The 15667-nt window shown below is 57.0% G+C and carries 14 protein-coding genes, 1 pseudogene and 1 riboswitch; all 15 genes and pseudogenes read left to right on the top strand.

From position 1 onward, the window contains the following. The first annotated feature begins 63 nt into the window (after nucleotides 1-63). The 15 genes and pseudogenes from selA (at nucleotide 64) to ACUM6F_RS08135 (ending at nucleotide 15648) form a co-directional block, all read left to right on the top strand. A complete protein-coding gene (gene selA, locus ACUM6F_RS08205; protein WP_445348936.1) occupies nucleotides 64-1491 on the top strand; it encodes an L-seryl-tRNA(Sec) selenium transferase in 1428 nt (475 codons plus the stop codon). Then, complete coding sequence (gene selB / locus ACUM6F_RS08200) at nucleotides 1491-3398, top strand: selenocysteine-specific translation elongation factor (RefSeq protein WP_425621840.1); 1908 nt, start codon at nucleotides 1491-1493, stop codon at nucleotides 3396-3398. Before selA ends, selB begins: the two co-directional genes overlap by 1 nt. A gap of 8 nt (nucleotides 3399-3406) precedes the next feature. Further along, nucleotides 3407-3790, top strand: a complete 384-nt coding sequence (gene lpdD / locus ACUM6F_RS08195) for a prenylated flavin chaperone LpdD (RefSeq protein WP_445348935.1) — start codon at nucleotides 3407-3409, stop codon at nucleotides 3788-3790. Between the two features lie 59 nt (nucleotides 3791-3849). Then, nucleotides 3850-3999, top strand: a riboswitch (cyclic di-AMP (ydaO/yuaA leader). Between the two features lie 2 nt (nucleotides 4000-4001). Then, nucleotides 4002-4751 (top strand): cell wall hydrolase, encoded by a 750-nt coding sequence (locus ACUM6F_RS08190; RefSeq protein ID WP_425621838.1) that lies wholly within the window; start codon nucleotides 4002-4004, stop codon nucleotides 4749-4751. Nucleotides 4752-4988: 237 nt separating this feature from the next. After that, nucleotides 4989-6134, top strand: coding sequence for a DUF362 domain-containing protein (locus ACUM6F_RS08185; RefSeq protein ID WP_425621837.1), 1146 nt, complete (start codon nucleotides 4989-4991; stop codon nucleotides 6132-6134). Between the two features lie 442 nt (nucleotides 6135-6576). After that, complete coding sequence (locus tag ACUM6F_RS08180; protein WP_425621836.1) at nucleotides 6577-8439, top strand: NADH-quinone oxidoreductase subunit 5 family protein; 1863 nt, start codon at nucleotides 6577-6579, stop codon at nucleotides 8437-8439. Further along, nucleotides 8439-9293, top strand: coding sequence for a respiratory chain complex I subunit 1 family protein (locus ACUM6F_RS08175; protein ID WP_425621835.1), 855 nt, complete (start codon nucleotides 8439-8441; stop codon nucleotides 9291-9293). The genes ACUM6F_RS08180 and ACUM6F_RS08175 overlap by 1 nt, the downstream gene beginning before the upstream one ends. Nucleotides 9294-9374: 81 nt before the next feature. After that, the gene (locus ACUM6F_RS08170) at nucleotides 9375-9800 is read left to right on the top strand and encodes an NADH-quinone oxidoreductase subunit B family protein (RefSeq protein ID WP_425621834.1); all 426 of its coding nucleotides are present in this window, start codon (nucleotides 9375-9377) and stop codon (nucleotides 9798-9800) included. 14 nt (nucleotides 9801-9814) lie between these two features. Beyond that, nucleotides 9815-10159 carry an NADH-quinone oxidoreductase subunit C gene (locus ACUM6F_RS08165; protein ID WP_425621833.1) on the top strand — a complete coding sequence of 115 codons (345 nt, stop codon included), beginning with the start codon at nucleotides 9815-9817 and terminating at the stop codon, nucleotides 10157-10159. 32 nt (nucleotides 10160-10191) lie between these two features. Continuing rightward, nucleotides 10192-11268, top strand: a complete 1077-nt coding sequence (locus ACUM6F_RS08160) for a hydrogenase large subunit (RefSeq protein ID WP_425621832.1) — start codon at nucleotides 10192-10194, stop codon at nucleotides 11266-11268. Nucleotides 11269-11368: 100 nt separating this feature from the next. Then, nucleotides 11369-11719, top strand: coding sequence for a 4Fe-4S binding protein (locus tag ACUM6F_RS08155; RefSeq protein WP_425621831.1), 351 nt, complete (start codon nucleotides 11369-11371; stop codon nucleotides 11717-11719). A gap of 247 nt (nucleotides 11720-11966) precedes the next feature. Next, on the top strand, nucleotides 11967-12599 hold the full coding sequence (locus ACUM6F_RS08150) for an FmdE family protein (RefSeq protein ID WP_425621830.1): 633 nt from the start codon (nucleotides 11967-11969) through the stop codon (nucleotides 12597-12599). Between the two features lie 224 nt (nucleotides 12600-12823). Next, a pseudogene (locus ACUM6F_RS08145) lies at nucleotides 12824-13228 on the top strand (class I SAM-dependent RNA methyltransferase); the annotation flags it as partial. A 104-nt stretch (nucleotides 13229-13332) separates the two neighbouring features. Beyond that, complete coding sequence (locus tag ACUM6F_RS08140; RefSeq protein ID WP_445348934.1) at nucleotides 13333-14505, top strand: glycosyltransferase family 4 protein; 1173 nt, start codon at nucleotides 13333-13335, stop codon at nucleotides 14503-14505. 9 nt (nucleotides 14506-14514) lie between these two features. After that, entirely contained in the window at nucleotides 14515-15648 is a 1134-nt protein-coding gene (locus ACUM6F_RS08135) for a sensor histidine kinase (protein ID WP_445348933.1), read from the top strand. The last annotated feature ends 19 nt before the right edge of the window (nucleotides 15649-15667 follow it).

Raw genomic sequence — 15667 nt, 5'->3', positions numbered from 1 at the left:
TCTTGCTTGGGTAAAGCATCCTATAATGTGAACGCATGGGTGCGATAACGGAGGTTTGCAGAGATGACCTTGGAACGGCAGGATTATCTGAGGCAACTGCCGTCGGTAGACGAAATCCTAAAAGAGCTGGAGTCCCAGGTCAGGGAGTATCCGCGGCAGATGGTGGTCGGCGCGATCCGTCAAGCTCTTGAACACGCCCGGCGTTCGATCCTGGAATCGCTTGAGCCCGGCGAAACGCCGCTGCCTGCCAAGAGCGAGATGTTTGAACGCGTAACCAGGGACGCCATGCGGGAGGTTATGCTCGCCGGCCGGCCTAAACTCCGCCGGGTTATCAACGCCACCGGCGTTGTCCTGCATACCAACCTCGGCCGGGCCATACTCAGCGACGAAGCGCGTCAGGCGGTCCAGGACGCTGCCGCCAACTACACGAACCTTGAGTTTGACCTGGCGACGGGGAAGCGGGGCTCCCGCTATTTCCTCGTTGAGGAACTCCTCTCGCAGCTTACCGGGGCCGAGGCCGCGATGGTCGTCAACAACAACGCCGCCGCCGTGTTGCTCGCGCTCGGCACCCTGGCGAAGGGCAAAGAAGTTATCGTTTCGCGCGGCCAGCTCGTCGAGATCGGCGGCTCCTTCCGTATTCCCGAGGTTATGGCGCAAAGCGGTGCACGGCTGGTGGAGGTCGGCGCCACGAACAAGACCTACGTCTCGGACTACCGCCGGGCGATTACGCTCGACACGGCCCTTCTCCTGCACGTCCATACCTCAAACTACCGCATCGTGGGCTTTACCAAGGAAACAAGCGTCAGGGAACTGGTCGAACTCGGGCGTGAGACGGGCCTGCCGGTAATGTCAGACCTGGGGAGCGGCTTTCTTGTCGACCTGGGCCGTTTCGGGCTGCCCTACGAGCCGACCGTTCAGGAAACCGTCAAGGCGGGCGCCGACGTGGTAACCTTCAGCGGGGACAAGCTTCTGGGCGGTCCCCAGGCCGGAATTATCGTAGGCTCGCGCGCTATCGTGGCGCAGATGAAGAAAAACCCGCTCACGCGGGCCATCCGCCCCGATAAACTGACGCTGGCCGGACTGGAAGCCACGTTGAGGGCCTACCTGGATCCCGACCGGGCCTTGCAGTCGGTTCCGGCCCTGCGCATGCTTACGAGCCGCAGGGAAGACCTCCAGGATCGGGCACGCCTTTTATTAAAAGAATTAGGCTCGGCAGTTAACGAGCTTGCCAAGATCCAGATCGCCCCGGACTTTTCCCAGGTGGGAGGGGGGTCGATGCCTACGGCCGAACTCCCGACCTTCGTCGTCTCTATACAGCCCTACGGCTTTTCGGCGGATAGGCTGATCATCCTCTTGCGGGAGGCCGAGCCGCCGGTGATCGGGCGCGTCCAGGACGATACGCTGCTTCTGGACGTGCGGACGGTGACCGACGACGAAATTCCCGAATTGGCTGCCGCCGTCAGGACGGCCCTGACAAAGGGGGGGCTTTGATGCGTTACGTCATCGTTGGAACGGCAGGGCACGTGGACCATGGGAAGACTTTGCTGGTTAAGGCCCTCACCGGGATCGACACCGACCGTCTGCGCGAGGAAAAGGAACGCGGGATCTCCATCGAACTGGGCTTTGCCTACCTCGATCTGCCCAGCGGGACAAGGGCCGGGATCGTGGATGTTCCCGGGCACGAGCGGTTTATCAAGAACATGCTTGCCGGAGTGGGCGGTATTGACATCGTCCTTCTCGTGATCGCCGCCGACGAGGGTGTTATGCCTCAGACGAAGGAGCACCTGGAGATCATCGAGTTGCTCCAGATCCAGAGGGGCATCGTCGTCCTGACCAAGGTCGACCTCGTGGACGAAGAATGGCTGATGCTCGTCCGTGAGGACGTAAGCAAGGCCTTGCGCGGGACCGTTCTGGAAAAAGCGCCGATGGTTGCCGTCTCCTCGGTGACCAGGCAGGGTTTCCCGGAGCTGATCGCTGCCATCGACAGGCTTGCCGGCGAGATCCCCGATAAGAACCCGGGTGGCCCTGCCCGTCTGCCCATTGACCGGGCCTTTTCGGTGACAGGTTTCGGCACCGTGGTCACCGGAACCCTTATCACGGGGACGCTGCGCGTGGGCGAGACCGTTGCAATCCTGCCCGAGGGTCACGAGGCGCGCATCCGTTCCCTTCAAGTGCACAAGCAAAAGGTTGACCAGACCGGACCCGGTCATCGCGTGGCCGTCAACCTGGTCGGCGTGGAAGTCAACGAGGTCAGGCGCGGGCAGGTCCTGGCCACGCCGGGCAGTTTACAGGCTTCGTACCGTATCGACGCCAGAGTGGAAGTCCTTGCCGATGCACCGCGGCCTCTCAAAAATCGATCAAGGATACGCTTTTATCTCGGGGCTGCTGAGATTTTGGGGCGGCTCATCGTTCTTGACCGTGATGAGATTATTCCGGGGGAAGAGGCTTACGTCCAGCTGGTGTTCGAGGAACCCTCCGTAGCTGCCAAGGGAGATAGGTTTGTGTTACGCTCCTATTCGCCGATGTACACAATCGGGGGCGGTACCGTCATTGACCCCAATCCCAAGCGTCACCGCAGACACCGCCATGATATCATCGAAGCATTGGAGACGCTTGAGAAGGGTAGCCCTGAAGACGTCGTGAGGCAGACTCTTCGGCTACGAGCCGTACCATTGCGTTCTCGTGACATAGAAGAGGCTACGGGTCTTGATGGCGAAACTGTAGGCGGAATCCTTGCAGAATTAGATGTGCAGGACCTCGTGTTTTCGTTTCCCTGCGAAGGGCACATCCTCTTCCTTGATCGGGAAGTGGCTGATAGCTGGCAAAAGAGAATCGTGGAAACGGTTTCCGCTTACTGCGAAACTTATCCGTTAAGAGATGGGTTTCCCAAAGAGGAACTCCGTTCCCGACTATTTGCCGCTATCAACAGTAAGGTTTTTAATTGCTTTCTGCACGCCTTGGCTGATCGTGAAATGATTACTGTACTGGACAAATACGTACGTCCTTACGGAGATTGGGATATACCAGGGCAATACCGGGAAAAAATAGAATTGTTACTCAAGGAGTTTCTCGATGCCGGCATCCAGACGCCGCCTTGGGCCGAGGCCTGCGCCCGGGCGGGGGTGTCCGAGAAAGAGGCGCCGGAGTACCTGCACCACATCCTCCAGCGGGGTCAATTAATTAAGCTGCCCGGGGATATTATTATTCATAAGGAGACGCTGGAACGGGCCAAGGAAGCCATCGCCGGGCATATCAGGGCCCACGGCGAGATTTCCCTGGGCGAGGTGCGCGACATCCTCCAGACCTCCCGCAAATACGCACTTCCGCTTCTTGAGTACCTGGACCAGATTCGTTTTACAAAGCGGGTCGGCGACCTGCGCAAGCTGGCCAGGGGTTGAGGGTTGCTATGCAGCAGTTATCTTTTCGCGCAGGGGAAGGCAGGCACCGCGTCGAGCTCACGGCCAGCCTGACAGGCGACGGGCTGGTGGTAACCATTGCCGGAGGGGAGCGGCCGCATATAGGCGCCGTGTGCGTCGGGCTGCCCCGCCCCAGCATGGACGATCCCGCCCGCCTGAGCTGCAACGTGGCCGTTCTCCCCGTGGTGGGGCATAAAGACGACGAGATCGCCAGGCCGGTTGCCGAAAATCTCGCCCGGCACACGGGGCAGGTGTCCGTCGTGGCTGCCGGCCTGCACGTGGATGCCGCGAGTGACCGCGATATCGCGCTTTTGATCGCCAACGCCTGGCAGGTAGTGGACAAACTCCTGGAAGCCTTGGGCAAAAAGGGTTAGGCTTTGCATGACGCCCATGTATTACATGCCCACAACTCCAGCCATACCAGGTATAATTGTCCTGACATAGGCCGAATCCCCTGCATGCCAGGGGTACGGGGGAGATATCTTGGGGTGAATCCGGACCAAGGAGGTGGATCGGCCCAATCCGGTAGGGTGCCCTCTACCCGAACCCGTCAACTAACCCCGGAGGCTGAAGGAGGGGAATGGTTTGCAACGACTCTTTTCCGTATTGGCTGCCTTTTTGATTCTCCTGTTTTCCGCCGGCTCGGCTTTTGCCTCTACCCACACTGTTTCCCGCGGAGAATCCCTGTACAGCATCAGCAGGCTTTACGGCACCACCGTAGCCAAGATTAAGTCATTAAACGGCTTGCGCGGCGACATCATTTACCCCGGCCAAAAGCTAACGGTTCCCGACCGCTTAACAAAATACACCGTTCGCCGTGGCGACAACCTCACGACGATCGGCAAGAAGTTTGGGGTCACAGCCGCAGCAATTCAGCGGGCCAACGGGTTGAAGACTACAGTCATACGGCCTGGACAAGTCCTCGTCATTCCAATCGCTGCTCCAAACAGCGCGGCGACGCGCGGTTTTACGGTCAGCAGGGCCGACATCGACCTGCTGGCCCGCCTCATTACCGCGGAGGCTGACGACCAGTCTTACCTGGTCAAGGTTGCTGTAGGGGCCGTTGTCTTAAACCGGGTGGCCAGTCCCAAGTTCCCCAACACTATCGCCGGGGTAATCTATGACTGGTCGCACGGCAAGGTCCAGTTTGAACCCGTTCTTAACGGGTGGATCAACCGTCCGGCATCCCCGGAAGCTATAAGGGCCGCCAAAGACGCCCTTAACGGACGGGATCCGACCGGTGGGGCGCTGTACTTCTTCGAACCCTGGGTAAAAAACAGGTTCCTGCACAGTCTTCCGCTCAAGCTGGTGATGGGCGCCTTTCATTTTGCCTGATCGATCGTCGGTCGTCAGTCGGTTGTCGGACTCGTAGGAATCAGCGACGCCGATTCCGAATAGTTCAATGGCCGTCGGGTATCGCGAATTAAGGAAGCCGGGTTTGAACCCGGCTTCCTTTTTTGTGTCCCAATCCTAGCGCTTAATGCTTAGTGCCTACAGCCAAGTAGGTGTTCGTGTCGATGACGGCGAATGGTAAAACACGACACGCCCATAATAATTGCGGAGGTGGCTGGTTTGGCGTCGCCCGTATATTTCGTAGACATGCGCAGCAACCCCAAGCGCAGTATGCTCGACAAGCTTGAGCTTTTATGCCGCAGGGCCAAGATCATGCGGGTCGTCAGCCCCGGGGATCTCGTAGCTCTTAAGGTACATTTCGGGGAACGGGGCAACACGACTTTCGTCCGCCCGCAGTTTGTCCGCAAACTGGTCGACATGGCGAAGAAGGCGGGCGGAAAGCCGTTTCTCACCGACGCCAACACGCTCTACGTCAAGTACCGGGCGAACGCCGTGGACCACCTGGAGACGGCCATTCTCCACGGCTTCGATTACGCCGTTACCGGGGCGCCGCTCATCATCGCCGACGGGCTTACCGGCAAGGACTACATGAACGTCGAGATCGGTCTTAAGCACTTTAAAACGGTCAAGATCGGGACTGCGGTGATGCATGCCGATGCCCTGCTTGTGGTTACACATTTTAAGGGGCATGAGGCTACAGGGTTCGGCGGCGTCTTTAAGAACGTGGGAATGGGGCTCGGTTCACGCAGCGGCAAACAGATGATGCACTCCGACATCCTGCCGGCGGTCGGGGAGAAATGCAAGGCATGCGGGAAGTGCATCAAATGGTGCCCGGCCGGGGCCATCACCATCCAGAAAGAAACCCCGGAGAGCCACGGCGCTCCCGACGGGCTGGTGCTTGGACGGGCCAGGATTAACGAGGAGCTGTGCATCGGGTGCGGCGAGTGCACCGTAACCTGCCCGCAGGGGGCCATTGCTATCAACTGGAAAACGGAACCCGACATCATCCAGGAAAAGATCGTGGAGTACGCCTGGGGGGTGCTAAAGGAGAAACAGGGAAAAGCTGGTTTCATTACCTTTTTGAACAACGTCACCCCGGATTGCGACTGCTGCAATTGGAGCGATGCGCCGATCGTGCGCGACATCGGCATCCTGGCTTCTGTTGATCCCGTTGCTTTGGACCAGGCCTGCGTTGATCTCGTTAACCGAACCAGGGGGGAGGAAACCTCGCGGCTGGCCCTGAGGGCACACGAGGAGGACAAGTTCAGGGTGCTTTACCCGGGTATCGACTGGACACGTCAGCTTGCCTACGCTGAACAAATTGGAGCGGGCTCGAGGGAATATGAATTGATTAAGGTGGGGTAGGGTTTAGCGCGCCTGGCGGTATGCGGTATACAATAGCAAAAAGCTTGACTAGGAATTGGCGAAAAGTTAGAATTATGCTAACAATTTTGAATTCGAGTAATTTGTTCTTGTAATTTTGTTCACCAGCTAGCTAAATCAGCGTTTTGCATTATTTTTCACAATGCTTTGGCCATCAGATTGCAGAGAGTTTCGCCGTTTCCCCTTTCGATAAAGAAAGCGGTACTTTATTTTAGTGAAAGCTGCTATATTTTACACGCCGGGAAAGTTGTTTGCATTTCCATAGTAAGGAGGGGAAAGAAGGGGTTTTCGTTTTTTTATTTTGCGGGCGTCGTAGGATTCTTGTGGGAGGTAAAGTTTTATGCCTGGAGAGGTCCTTATAGCTGTCCTGATACTGCTGCCATTTGCCACGGGGTTAGTGGGCTTGGCTGTAAGGGATGGAAGCTTGCGTAGGCCTTTGATCATCGTTCCGTCGCTGGTATTGATCGGCGCTTCCTTTATGCTATTGTTCGGCGTGCTCGATCAAGGCCCGATTGTCTTCTCGCCCAGCTCCGTCTGGGAAGTGCTTGCGCTTATTGGTGATTTTGCTCTGGTGGCCTACTTTTTGTATGTCGGGTACATGCGGAAGAATACCCTCGTCGGGGGACTGGGCCTGCTCCAGTTGATCTTACTGGCGTACCTGCGGTTTGGCGTTTTGCCGTTGGAATGGGCAACAGAAAGGGCGTTGTACGTCGATCTCCTTGCCGTGATAATGGCGCTCGTCATTTCCGTCGTCGGCGCCTTGATTGCCATCTACGCCATAGACTATATGCGTCATCACGAAGAACACCTGAAGCTGACCAGGACACGACAACCCGTCTTCTTCCTCTTCCTGATCGGTCTTCTCGGCGCAATGAACGGGCTCGTCTTCGCCAACGATTTGCTGCTGCTCTTTTTCTTCTGGGAAATCACCACCCTTTGCTGTTTCCAGTTAATCGGACACGATTTGACTGATGAAGCCAGGGTCTCGGCCGAACGCGCCTTGTGGATGAATATGGTGGGCGGGGTAGCGTTCCTGGCCGGGATGATCCTGTGTTTCGAGGCTACGGGAACCCTGCTTGTCGACGAAGTCCTGAAATTCGGCGTTGTCGGGCCTGCTGTGCTGTTGCCCCTGGCCTTGTTCTGTTTCACCGGTTTCACGAAAGCCGCTCAGGTTCCGTGGCAGGGCTGGCTCCTGGGAGCTATGGTCGCTCCGACCCCTGTATCCGCTCTCCTGCATTCAAGCACAATGGTCAAAGCCGGCGTGTATCTCGTCCTGCGCCTGGCGCCAGGATACGAGGGCACTCAGCTCTCCGTGGCCATCGCCATTTTCGGCGCCTTTGTCTTCATGGTTACAGCCTTGGTTGCCATCAGCCAGCGCGTCTCCAAACGCGTGCTGGCCTACTCGACGATTTCCAACCTGGGACTTATCGTGTGCTGTGCGGGAATCAATACGAACTTGGCTATCGCGGCGGCGATCCTGATGATTATCTTCCACGCCATTTCCAAAGGTATGCTCTTTATGGCCGTAGGGATTATTGAACAGCAGATCGGCAGCCGCGACATCGAAGATATGGAAGGCCTGCTGGCGCGCCTGCCGGTGATTTCTGGAACGGCGATCATCGGCATGATCTCGATGTTGTTCATGCCCTTCGGGGTGGTCGTCGCCAAGTGGGCCGGCATCGAGGCGGCGGCCGTGCCGAGTTCGGCCTGGTTCTCCTTGATCGTGACGATGCTCGTGATCGGCAGTGCCGCTTCCCTTGTTTTTTGGACCAAGTGGATAGGCCGAATGATGAGCCACTTGGACTTTAGGAAGGTTACTTTAAGCCCCGGAGAGCACCGCGATTTCCTGGCGTACGGCACGGTAACCCTGTTGATCGCCGCTGTCGTGGTCCTCAGCATATTCATCGGCCCGTTGGTAGCTCAGTTGATTAACCCGGCTGAGGTGGGGATGGGGTATAAGGAGGCCTTCGACACATCGGGGAGTAACCTGAAATCGGGCTTCGGATTGTTTATGCCCCTGCCCCTGTTCCTTTCGGTCATTGTGGCTCTCGTCGTGCCTATTCTGCTGATCAAGGTCCGACGTCAGGAATTTCGCCCTGTATACCTGTGCGGCGCCAACATCGAATCCGACGCCGCGGCTTTCTCCTCGGTTGCTGAAGCCGCCGTTCCCGTAGCGACGGGAGGGCTATATTGGGAAAAGGCTTTTGGCGAAAAGGCGTTGAACACATGGATGAACGTCGCCGGGGTTGTCCTGCTGGCAGTACTCTTTGCGGGGGTGGTCATGTAATGGTCTACGACCTGATTGCCGTTGCTCTGGCGCTGTTTGCGGCCCCCGTTGCGGGCGGTTTGCTGAGAGGCGTCGACCGGAGGATCACGGCTCGCATGCAGGGCCGGATGGGACCGCCGATTCTTCAGCCGTTTTACGATTTTTTCAAGCTCTTGGGCAAATCGCGTATAGTCACCTCGCGCGAGACCCTGATCTGGGCCTGGGCTTACCTGATCCTTACCGTTACCGCCGTACTGATGCTTTTCCTGGGACAGGACCTGCTGGTCATGTTCTTCGTGCTGGCTTTTGCCGGCGCCTCCCTGGCTTTCGGCGCTTTCAGCGTCAAGTCGCCGTACGCCCACCTGGGAGCGTCCCGGGAAATCATTCAGATGCTGTCGTATGAACCGATCCTGCTGCTGGCAGCGGTGGCGGTCTTTTTGAAGACGGGAACTTTTTTAGCTTCGGGGGTATTCGCCTTTGGCGAGCCGCTGCTGCCGAGCCTGCCACTGGCCTTCCTGGCCGTGTTGATCGCCCTCGGCATCAAGATGCGCAAATCGCCGTTCGATATCGCGGCGTCGGAGCACGCCCACCAGGAACTGGTAAGGGGGGTTTATACCGAGTATTCCGGTCCCTTCCTTGCCCTTATCGAGCTTACCCACTGGTATGAACTGGTCCTCATCCTCGGGTTCCTGGCCCTGTTCTGGGCTCAGCCGCTCTGGGTCGGGATCTTGCTGGCCCTGGGCTGCTTTTTGCTGGAGCTTTTGCTTGACAACATCGCAGCCAGGCTGCGCTGGTCCTGGATGGTGGCAGCCAGTTGGGCGGTTGGCGTAAGCCTTATCGTCATCAACATCCTGGTTGTTCAGTTTTCCGGTTAAAGGGTTGAGTCGGTGGAGAGGTTGCAAAAGCCAGGGACCGTTGTTAATTGTTGAGCCGGTCCCTGGGGGAGGAGTGTAGGTATGGGGCTCATCACTAAATCACGGGTTAAGTCGCCCTGGATCGTCCACTTTTGCTGTGGCGGCTGTAACGGCTGTGACATTGAATTGCTGGCTTGCCTGACGCCGCTCTATGACGTGGAACGTTTCGGAATCTTGAACATCGGTAACCCTAAACACGCCGATATCCTGGCCGTGACAGGGCCGGTCAACAAACGCAATCAGCGTGTGCTGGCCAACCTTTACGACCAGATTCCGGACCCCAAGATCGTCCTGGCAATCGGTTCCTGCGCGGCTACGGGAGGCATTTTTCATAACTGCTACAATGTCTTGGGTGGCATCGACAAAGTCATTCCTGCTGACGTCTATGTGCCGGGATGCCCTCCTCGGCCGGAGGCCATCATCGACAGCGTCGTGTTGGCCCTGGAGAAGCTGAAGAAGACTAAGTAAAGGGGTTTGAGGTGATGTTGATGGAGGACATCTTTATCGGTAAAGACGATCTCCTTGTCACGGTGCAAAGGTTTGTCGACGAGGGAGCGCGACTGGCCACGGCGACCTGCCTGGACGAAAAGGATAAGTTTGAGCTGATTTATCACTTTCAGAAAGAGCACGACACCATTAACGTCAGGTTTAAGGTCGACAAGGACGAGGAGATACCCAGCATTTCCGAAATCACGCTGACTGCAGCGCTGATCGAAAATGAGATGCGGGAGTTTTTCGGGCTGAAGATAACCGGCTTGGTGATCGACTTTAAGGGACGGATGATCCTTGCCGGGGACAGCCCCGAGACGCCGCTTTGCAAATCTTAGCGCCTTTTGATGGCGGTTGGAGGGGAGAAAGTATGGCTCGAGTTACCTTTCCCTTCGGTCCTCAGCATCCCGTACTGCCCGAACCTATTCAGCTGCAACTGACCTGCGAGGACGAGCGGGTCGTCGAGGCCGCCCCCGTTATCGGTTTTATGCACCGGGGGATTGAGAAGGGCGCTGAGAAAAATCCTTTTGGCAATAATGTTTTTTTGTGCGAGCGTATCTGCGGGATTTGCAGCTTCATCCATGCCTTGAGTTATTGCCAGCTGATTGAAAAGATAATGAACGTTGAGGTGCCGCCGCGGGCGAAATACTTACGGACGGCCTGGAGCGAGCTTTCGCGTATCCATAGCCATATGTTGTGGCTGGGCCTGTTTGCGGACGCGTTTGGGTTTGAAAGTCTTTTCATGCAGTGCTGGAGAGCGCGCGAGGTCATCCTGGACATTATGGAAATGACCACCGGGCAGAGGATTATCCAGTCTTCCTGCGTCATCGGCGGCGTCCGGCGGAACATCGACGAGGACATGGCGAAAACGGTCCTGGACAAGATGAACAATTTCAAGCGCCAATACGATGCCATTTATCCGGTCTTCGTCAAGGATTACACGATCAAGGCCCGTACGGTGGGAAAAGGCATGCTGCCCAAGGATCAGGCCTGGAGCCTCGGTGCTGTCGGTCCTACTCTCCGCGCCAGCGGATGGGCCTGGGACGTGCGCCAGACCGGGTACGCCGCCTACGGCGAATTGGGTTTTGAACCGATCGTCGAAAAGGGCTGTGATTCTTATGCCCGGGCTCTGGTGCGGGCGCGCGAGGTTTACCAGTCGGCAGAACTGGTCGTGAAAGCCGTTCAAAACCTCCCTGACAGCGAGTTGGCGGTCAAGGTTAAGGGATTCCCCAAAGGCGAGGCGGTCATGCGCGTCGAGCAGCCGAGAGGGGAACTCTTTGAATTCGGGAAAGGAAATGGCAGCGCCTTTCTCGAACGATTGAAGGTGAGGACGCCTACCTTCTCGAATATACCTCCGCTGTTGGCGATGCTACCTGGGTGCGAGGTGGCGGATGTCCCGGTTATAGTTCTGTCCATCGACCCCTGTATTGCCTGCACCGAGCGCTAAAACCAGCTTCAAAAGGGTCTGAAAAACAACAACGGTTTTCCTTATTCGGACCTCAGGCATTTGGCCTCAGACCTCTTTATTTGAACGGGGGACCTTGATAATGCCTATCATGGTGCCAAATGTTATGCGCAACTTATTGACCAAGCCGGCGACCCTTCCCTATCCTTTTACGGAGCCCAAGAATTTCCCCGGCACCAGGGGAGAGGTAGTATTCTACGAGGACAAATGCTGCTACTGCGGGATGTGTGCCCGCGGCTGCCCTGCCAACGCGATCACCATGCGCGGTTCCCGCAAGGATGGCGACATTACTCTGGGTTACAACCCGTTTTCCTGCATATACTGCGGGAAGTGCGTCGAAATGTGCCCTTGCTGCGCGGTAATGATGTTCGACCGGCACGCGCAGCCGTCCTACAAAAAGGTTACGCACTTCCGGGAGGACCAACCCGTATAGGGGCCGGTCAACCGGCCCCCGCTGTAAGTAGTAAGCAGTAGGATTCGAAGGCATTCCCGTACGGGAATGCCATTTTTCCTTAGGGGCTTGTGCATATGGTGTCGGGTGTGGGACACTGGGGTTCCAATCTCAGGCGGGGGGAGAGTTACTTGTTGCTTTGCCGTTCAGCTTTCCGTGCAACCTGATGCTGCTTTCGAGAAGTTGTTTGATCTCCGCCGTTATGGTACCGTAGTAGGTGGGAGAGCCGATGACGATTTCCTTGGAAGGTGATGTCTTAATGTGCATGCAAACACCCTGGGAAAAAACACTCGACTTTCACGGCCACGTCTGTCCGGGTCTTGTTGTAGGTTTCCGCGCCGCCGAGGCCGGGATGCGCGAAATCGGCCTGACCTCTGGCGACGAGAACCTCGTGGCCGTTGTCGAGAACGATGCCTGCGGGGTTGACGCCATTCAGGTGGTGACCGGATGCACGCTGGGAAAGGGTAACCTTTTGTTGCGTGATTACGGTAAGCACGTCTACACGCTGATGCGGAGAGACACCGGTGAATTTGTCAGGGTGGCCGTTAAACCGGCCGCGATGTCCGCTCCGGCGGAACTGCGCGCTTTAAGGGAGAAGGCGGAAAGCGGCGTACTGACGACGGAGGAACAGCGCCGGATGCTCCGGCTTCGTGAGCAGGAAGCGGACCGCCTACTTGAAACACCGGAGGAAGAGCTTTTGGTTATCCGTAGAGGCACCGGCGAGGTCCCGGGCAGGGCGAAAGTAATGCCTACCGTGGTTTGCTCCCGGTGCGGCGAAGGTGTGATGGAAACGCGGGCCAGGGTGCAGGCGGGTAAGATAGTATGCCCGTCCTGTTTTGCCGACCCTAACGCTCAATCCTAATGGATTGAGCGTGGGGCTGTTGAAAAACTGCGCCTGGCTTTGTCAGGCTCGCCGCCCAGTGCTCTCACGTACCACCCAGTACGCTCCGCGCTGGCCGGCTTCGCCTTTCGCGCCATGCTCGTTTTTGAACAGCCCCTATTTTTTTCAACAGGCTCAGCGTTCTGCTCTGCAAGGGTAATTTTCGTTTTTGGATACAATAGGTAAGATGGCGCGGCGTAGGGCTTTTCTCCATTGCCGTTGCCGGGACGGCGGGCGCGGTGACCGGCGTCGAAGGCGATGAAAGGGCTGTCACGCTGGCGAGGGAAAACGCTGTTTTGAACGGCGTATTTAATGCCCGGTTCATCAGCGCGCCCGCCGAAGACTATCTTACAAGCGATGAAGCGCTGAATGCGGGTGTTGAAGCCGTAATCGTTGACCCGCCGAGGAGCGGCCTTTCTCCGAGGGTGAGAGAGGCACTTATCGATCTTAAACCCCGCCAGATGGTCTACGTCTCGTGCGATCCGGCAACACTGGCCAGGGACCTGGGAGACTTCAGCAGGTCCGGGTATGCGGTGACCCACGTTCAGCCCGTTGACATGTTCCCCCATACCGGGCATGTCGAGTGCGTAGCATCTTTGCACAAAGCTTAAACCGGGCTTGTACGCATAGAATGTGTTAACGGGTAATGCAAAAACAGGAATAAACAGTTAAAATGTCGAAATGATTACATAAGGCGATGGAAGGAGTGGACCTTGTGAACATCGCCGTTTTCACGGACAGTTACCGCCCCTGGACGAGCGGCGTGGTGCGCTCCATCGATACCTTTGCCGAAGAAATCTCTGCCAGGGGACACTACGTTTATATTTTTGCGCCGCGGTACGGGAGCGCGCAGAGGGAAGAACACGGGAAGGTTTTCCGCTTCTATTCCCTCCCGTCGACGAATCCGGGGTTCAACATCGCGATCCCTTTTTCCATCAGGCTGAAGACGACTCTAAGGCGCTTGAGGATCGATCTGGTCCACGTGCACTCTCCCTTCCTGTTGGGGCGGTTGGGGCTTAAGTGCGCCCGGGAGATCGGTGTTCCCGTCGTCTTTACCTACCACACCATGTATGATCACTACGTGCACTACGTGCCCCTGGCGCAGAACCTGACCAAGAAAATAACCCGGCATCTGGCCTGCAGTTTTTGCAACCGGTGCGATCTGATCCTCGTCCCGAGCAACGTGATTGGCGACTATATCCGCGATTTGGGCGTCAAAGTCCCGATAAGAAAATTACCCACGGGAATCAAGCTGGATGACTTCAGGCACGGTGATCCCGGTTGGCTGGGCGAAAGGTACGGCATCGGGGCTGACGAGAAAGTGCTCCTTTTTGTCGGGCGGCTGGGCCTGGAAAAGAACGTCGAGTTTCTGCTCAAGGCCTTTGACAAGCTGTTGCGGGTGTACCGCCAGCCGGTACGGCTCGTCCTCGTAGGCGGCGGGCCGCAAACCCAACAGTTGAAAGAAATGGCTGCCGAAAAGGGCATAAGTGACAGGGTGATTTTTACGGGGCCGCTGTCGATGGATGACGTGGCCCACTGCTATGCGGGATCCCGCCTCTTTGTCTTTGCGTCCATGACCGAGACGCAGGGTCTGGTGATCGGCGAAGCAAAGGCGGCCGGCCTGCCCGCGGTGGCCATCGACGCCTTTGGCGTGAGCGAGATGATCGAGGACGGCCAGGACGGGTTTTTGACTCCCCCGGACGAGGACGTCTTTGTCAGCCGGCTCCTGCAGCTTCTTACCAATGAAGATTTGTACGGGCGTTTCAGCCGGAAGGCTCTGATGAACGCCGAAAGTATCTCGTCCGGAGCGATGGCGGCGCAGCTGATCAATGTCTACCAGGAACTTCTTACCGGTCGGATACAGCAGAAAATGGTCCGGGGAGGGTAATTCCGGGGAATGGTCCAGGACAACCTTGATTCGATTGTAAGCCGGACCCTGCAGGCCATAGAGGACAGTAAGAAAGAGATTTTCGGCATTGTAGCGCGGGCGCAGGCCGAAACCCAGGAACTGAGGGCGAAGCTTAACGCCATTGCCGAGGAAAAGGCCATGTTGAGGCACAAGATCGACGAGCTGGCCGAAAAAGACTACGAAGCGCGCCTTCTGTTGATGGAAGTCAGTAAAGATTTTAAACATTATAGCGAAGAAGATATTAGACGGGCTTATGAGCATGCCCAGAAGCTGCAAATAGAGCTGATCGAGCTCCGGGCCAACTACCAGGTCATATCTTACCGCTACGAAGAGCTGCTCAAGGGCATCGAGCGGGTCAAAGAATCGCAGGATAAGGCCGAGCGCTTGATGTCCCAGGTGGGGGTGGTCCTGAACTATATGAACAACGAGTTTCAGGACTTGAGCGATCGGCTCGACGAGGTGAACCAGTTTCAGAAACTGCGGCTCAAGGTTATCGAGGCGCAGGAAGAAGAGCGGAAACGGGTGGCGAGGGAGATCCACGACGGACCCGCACAGTCCATGGCCAATATCGTGATGCGGGCCGACTACTGCGCCAGGCTCATCGACAAGGATCCCAGTCAGTTGAAGAGCGAGCTTAAAGGCCTGCAGGATTTGGTCCGTGCCAGCCTGGACGACGTTAGGAAGATTATTTTTGATCTCCGGCCGATGGTTCTTGACGACCTAGGCCTGGCCCCGGCGCTTAAGCGTTTCATTGAGCAATACGCTAAACAATACGACATGAAGACCGACCTGGCTTTTCATGGAAAGAACGAGAGGCTGGGCCAGATTGTGGAAGTGGCGCTTTTCCGGATTATCCAGGAAGCGCTGAACAACGTCGCCAAGCACGCCCGAGCGGCGCACGTCTTTGTCAAGGTTGAGGTATCGCCGGAGAAAATCAGCGTTATGGTGAAGGACGACGGCAAGGGGTTCGACGTAGACAAAATCAGGCCGGGAGACAAGGGGGGTTACGGACTTGTGGGAATCCGCGAAAGGGTACAGATCCTTCAGGGACACCTCAGCGTTATTTCCAAGCCGGGCCATGGGACAACCATCAAGGTTGTCGTACCCGTCCAAAACCGATAACCGAGCGGGAGGGAAAACA

Source organism: Desulforudis sp. DRI-14, from assembly GCF_052618305.1.
The sequence above is the reverse complement of the archived record's forward strand: the minus strand, read 5'-3'. Positions and strand labels throughout refer to the sequence as shown.

Excerpts from the sequence above, each read along its gene's own strand:
- ACUM6F_RS08165 (WP_425621833.1), top strand. The coding sequence starts at position 9,815 with ATGTTGATGGAGGACATCTTTATCGGTAAAGACGATCTCCTTGTCACG.
- lpdD (WP_445348935.1), top strand. The coding sequence starts at position 3,407 with ATGCAGCAGTTATCTTTTCGCGCAGGGGAAGGCAGGCACCGCGTCGAG.
- ACUM6F_RS08150 (WP_425621830.1), top strand. The coding sequence starts at position 11,967 with ATGACGATTTCCTTGGAAGGTGATGTCTTAATGTGCATGCAAACACCC.
- ACUM6F_RS08160 (WP_425621832.1), top strand. The coding sequence starts at position 10,192 with ATGGCTCGAGTTACCTTTCCCTTCGGTCCTCAGCATCCCGTACTGCCC.
- ACUM6F_RS08170 (WP_425621834.1), top strand. The coding sequence starts at position 9,375 with ATGGGGCTCATCACTAAATCACGGGTTAAGTCGCCCTGGATCGTCCAC.
- ACUM6F_RS08135 (WP_445348933.1), top strand. The coding sequence starts at position 14,515 with ATGGTCCAGGACAACCTTGATTCGATTGTAAGCCGGACCCTGCAGGCC.
- selA (WP_445348936.1), top strand. The coding sequence starts at position 64 with ATGACCTTGGAACGGCAGGATTATCTGAGGCAACTGCCGTCGGTAGAC.
- selB (WP_425621840.1), top strand. The coding sequence starts at position 1,491 with ATGCGTTACGTCATCGTTGGAACGGCAGGGCACGTGGACCATGGGAAG.
- ACUM6F_RS08175 (WP_425621835.1), top strand. The coding sequence starts at position 8,439 with ATGGTCTACGACCTGATTGCCGTTGCTCTGGCGCTGTTTGCGGCCCCC.
- ACUM6F_RS08155 (WP_425621831.1), top strand. The coding sequence starts at position 11,369 with ATGCCTATCATGGTGCCAAATGTTATGCGCAACTTATTGACCAAGCCG.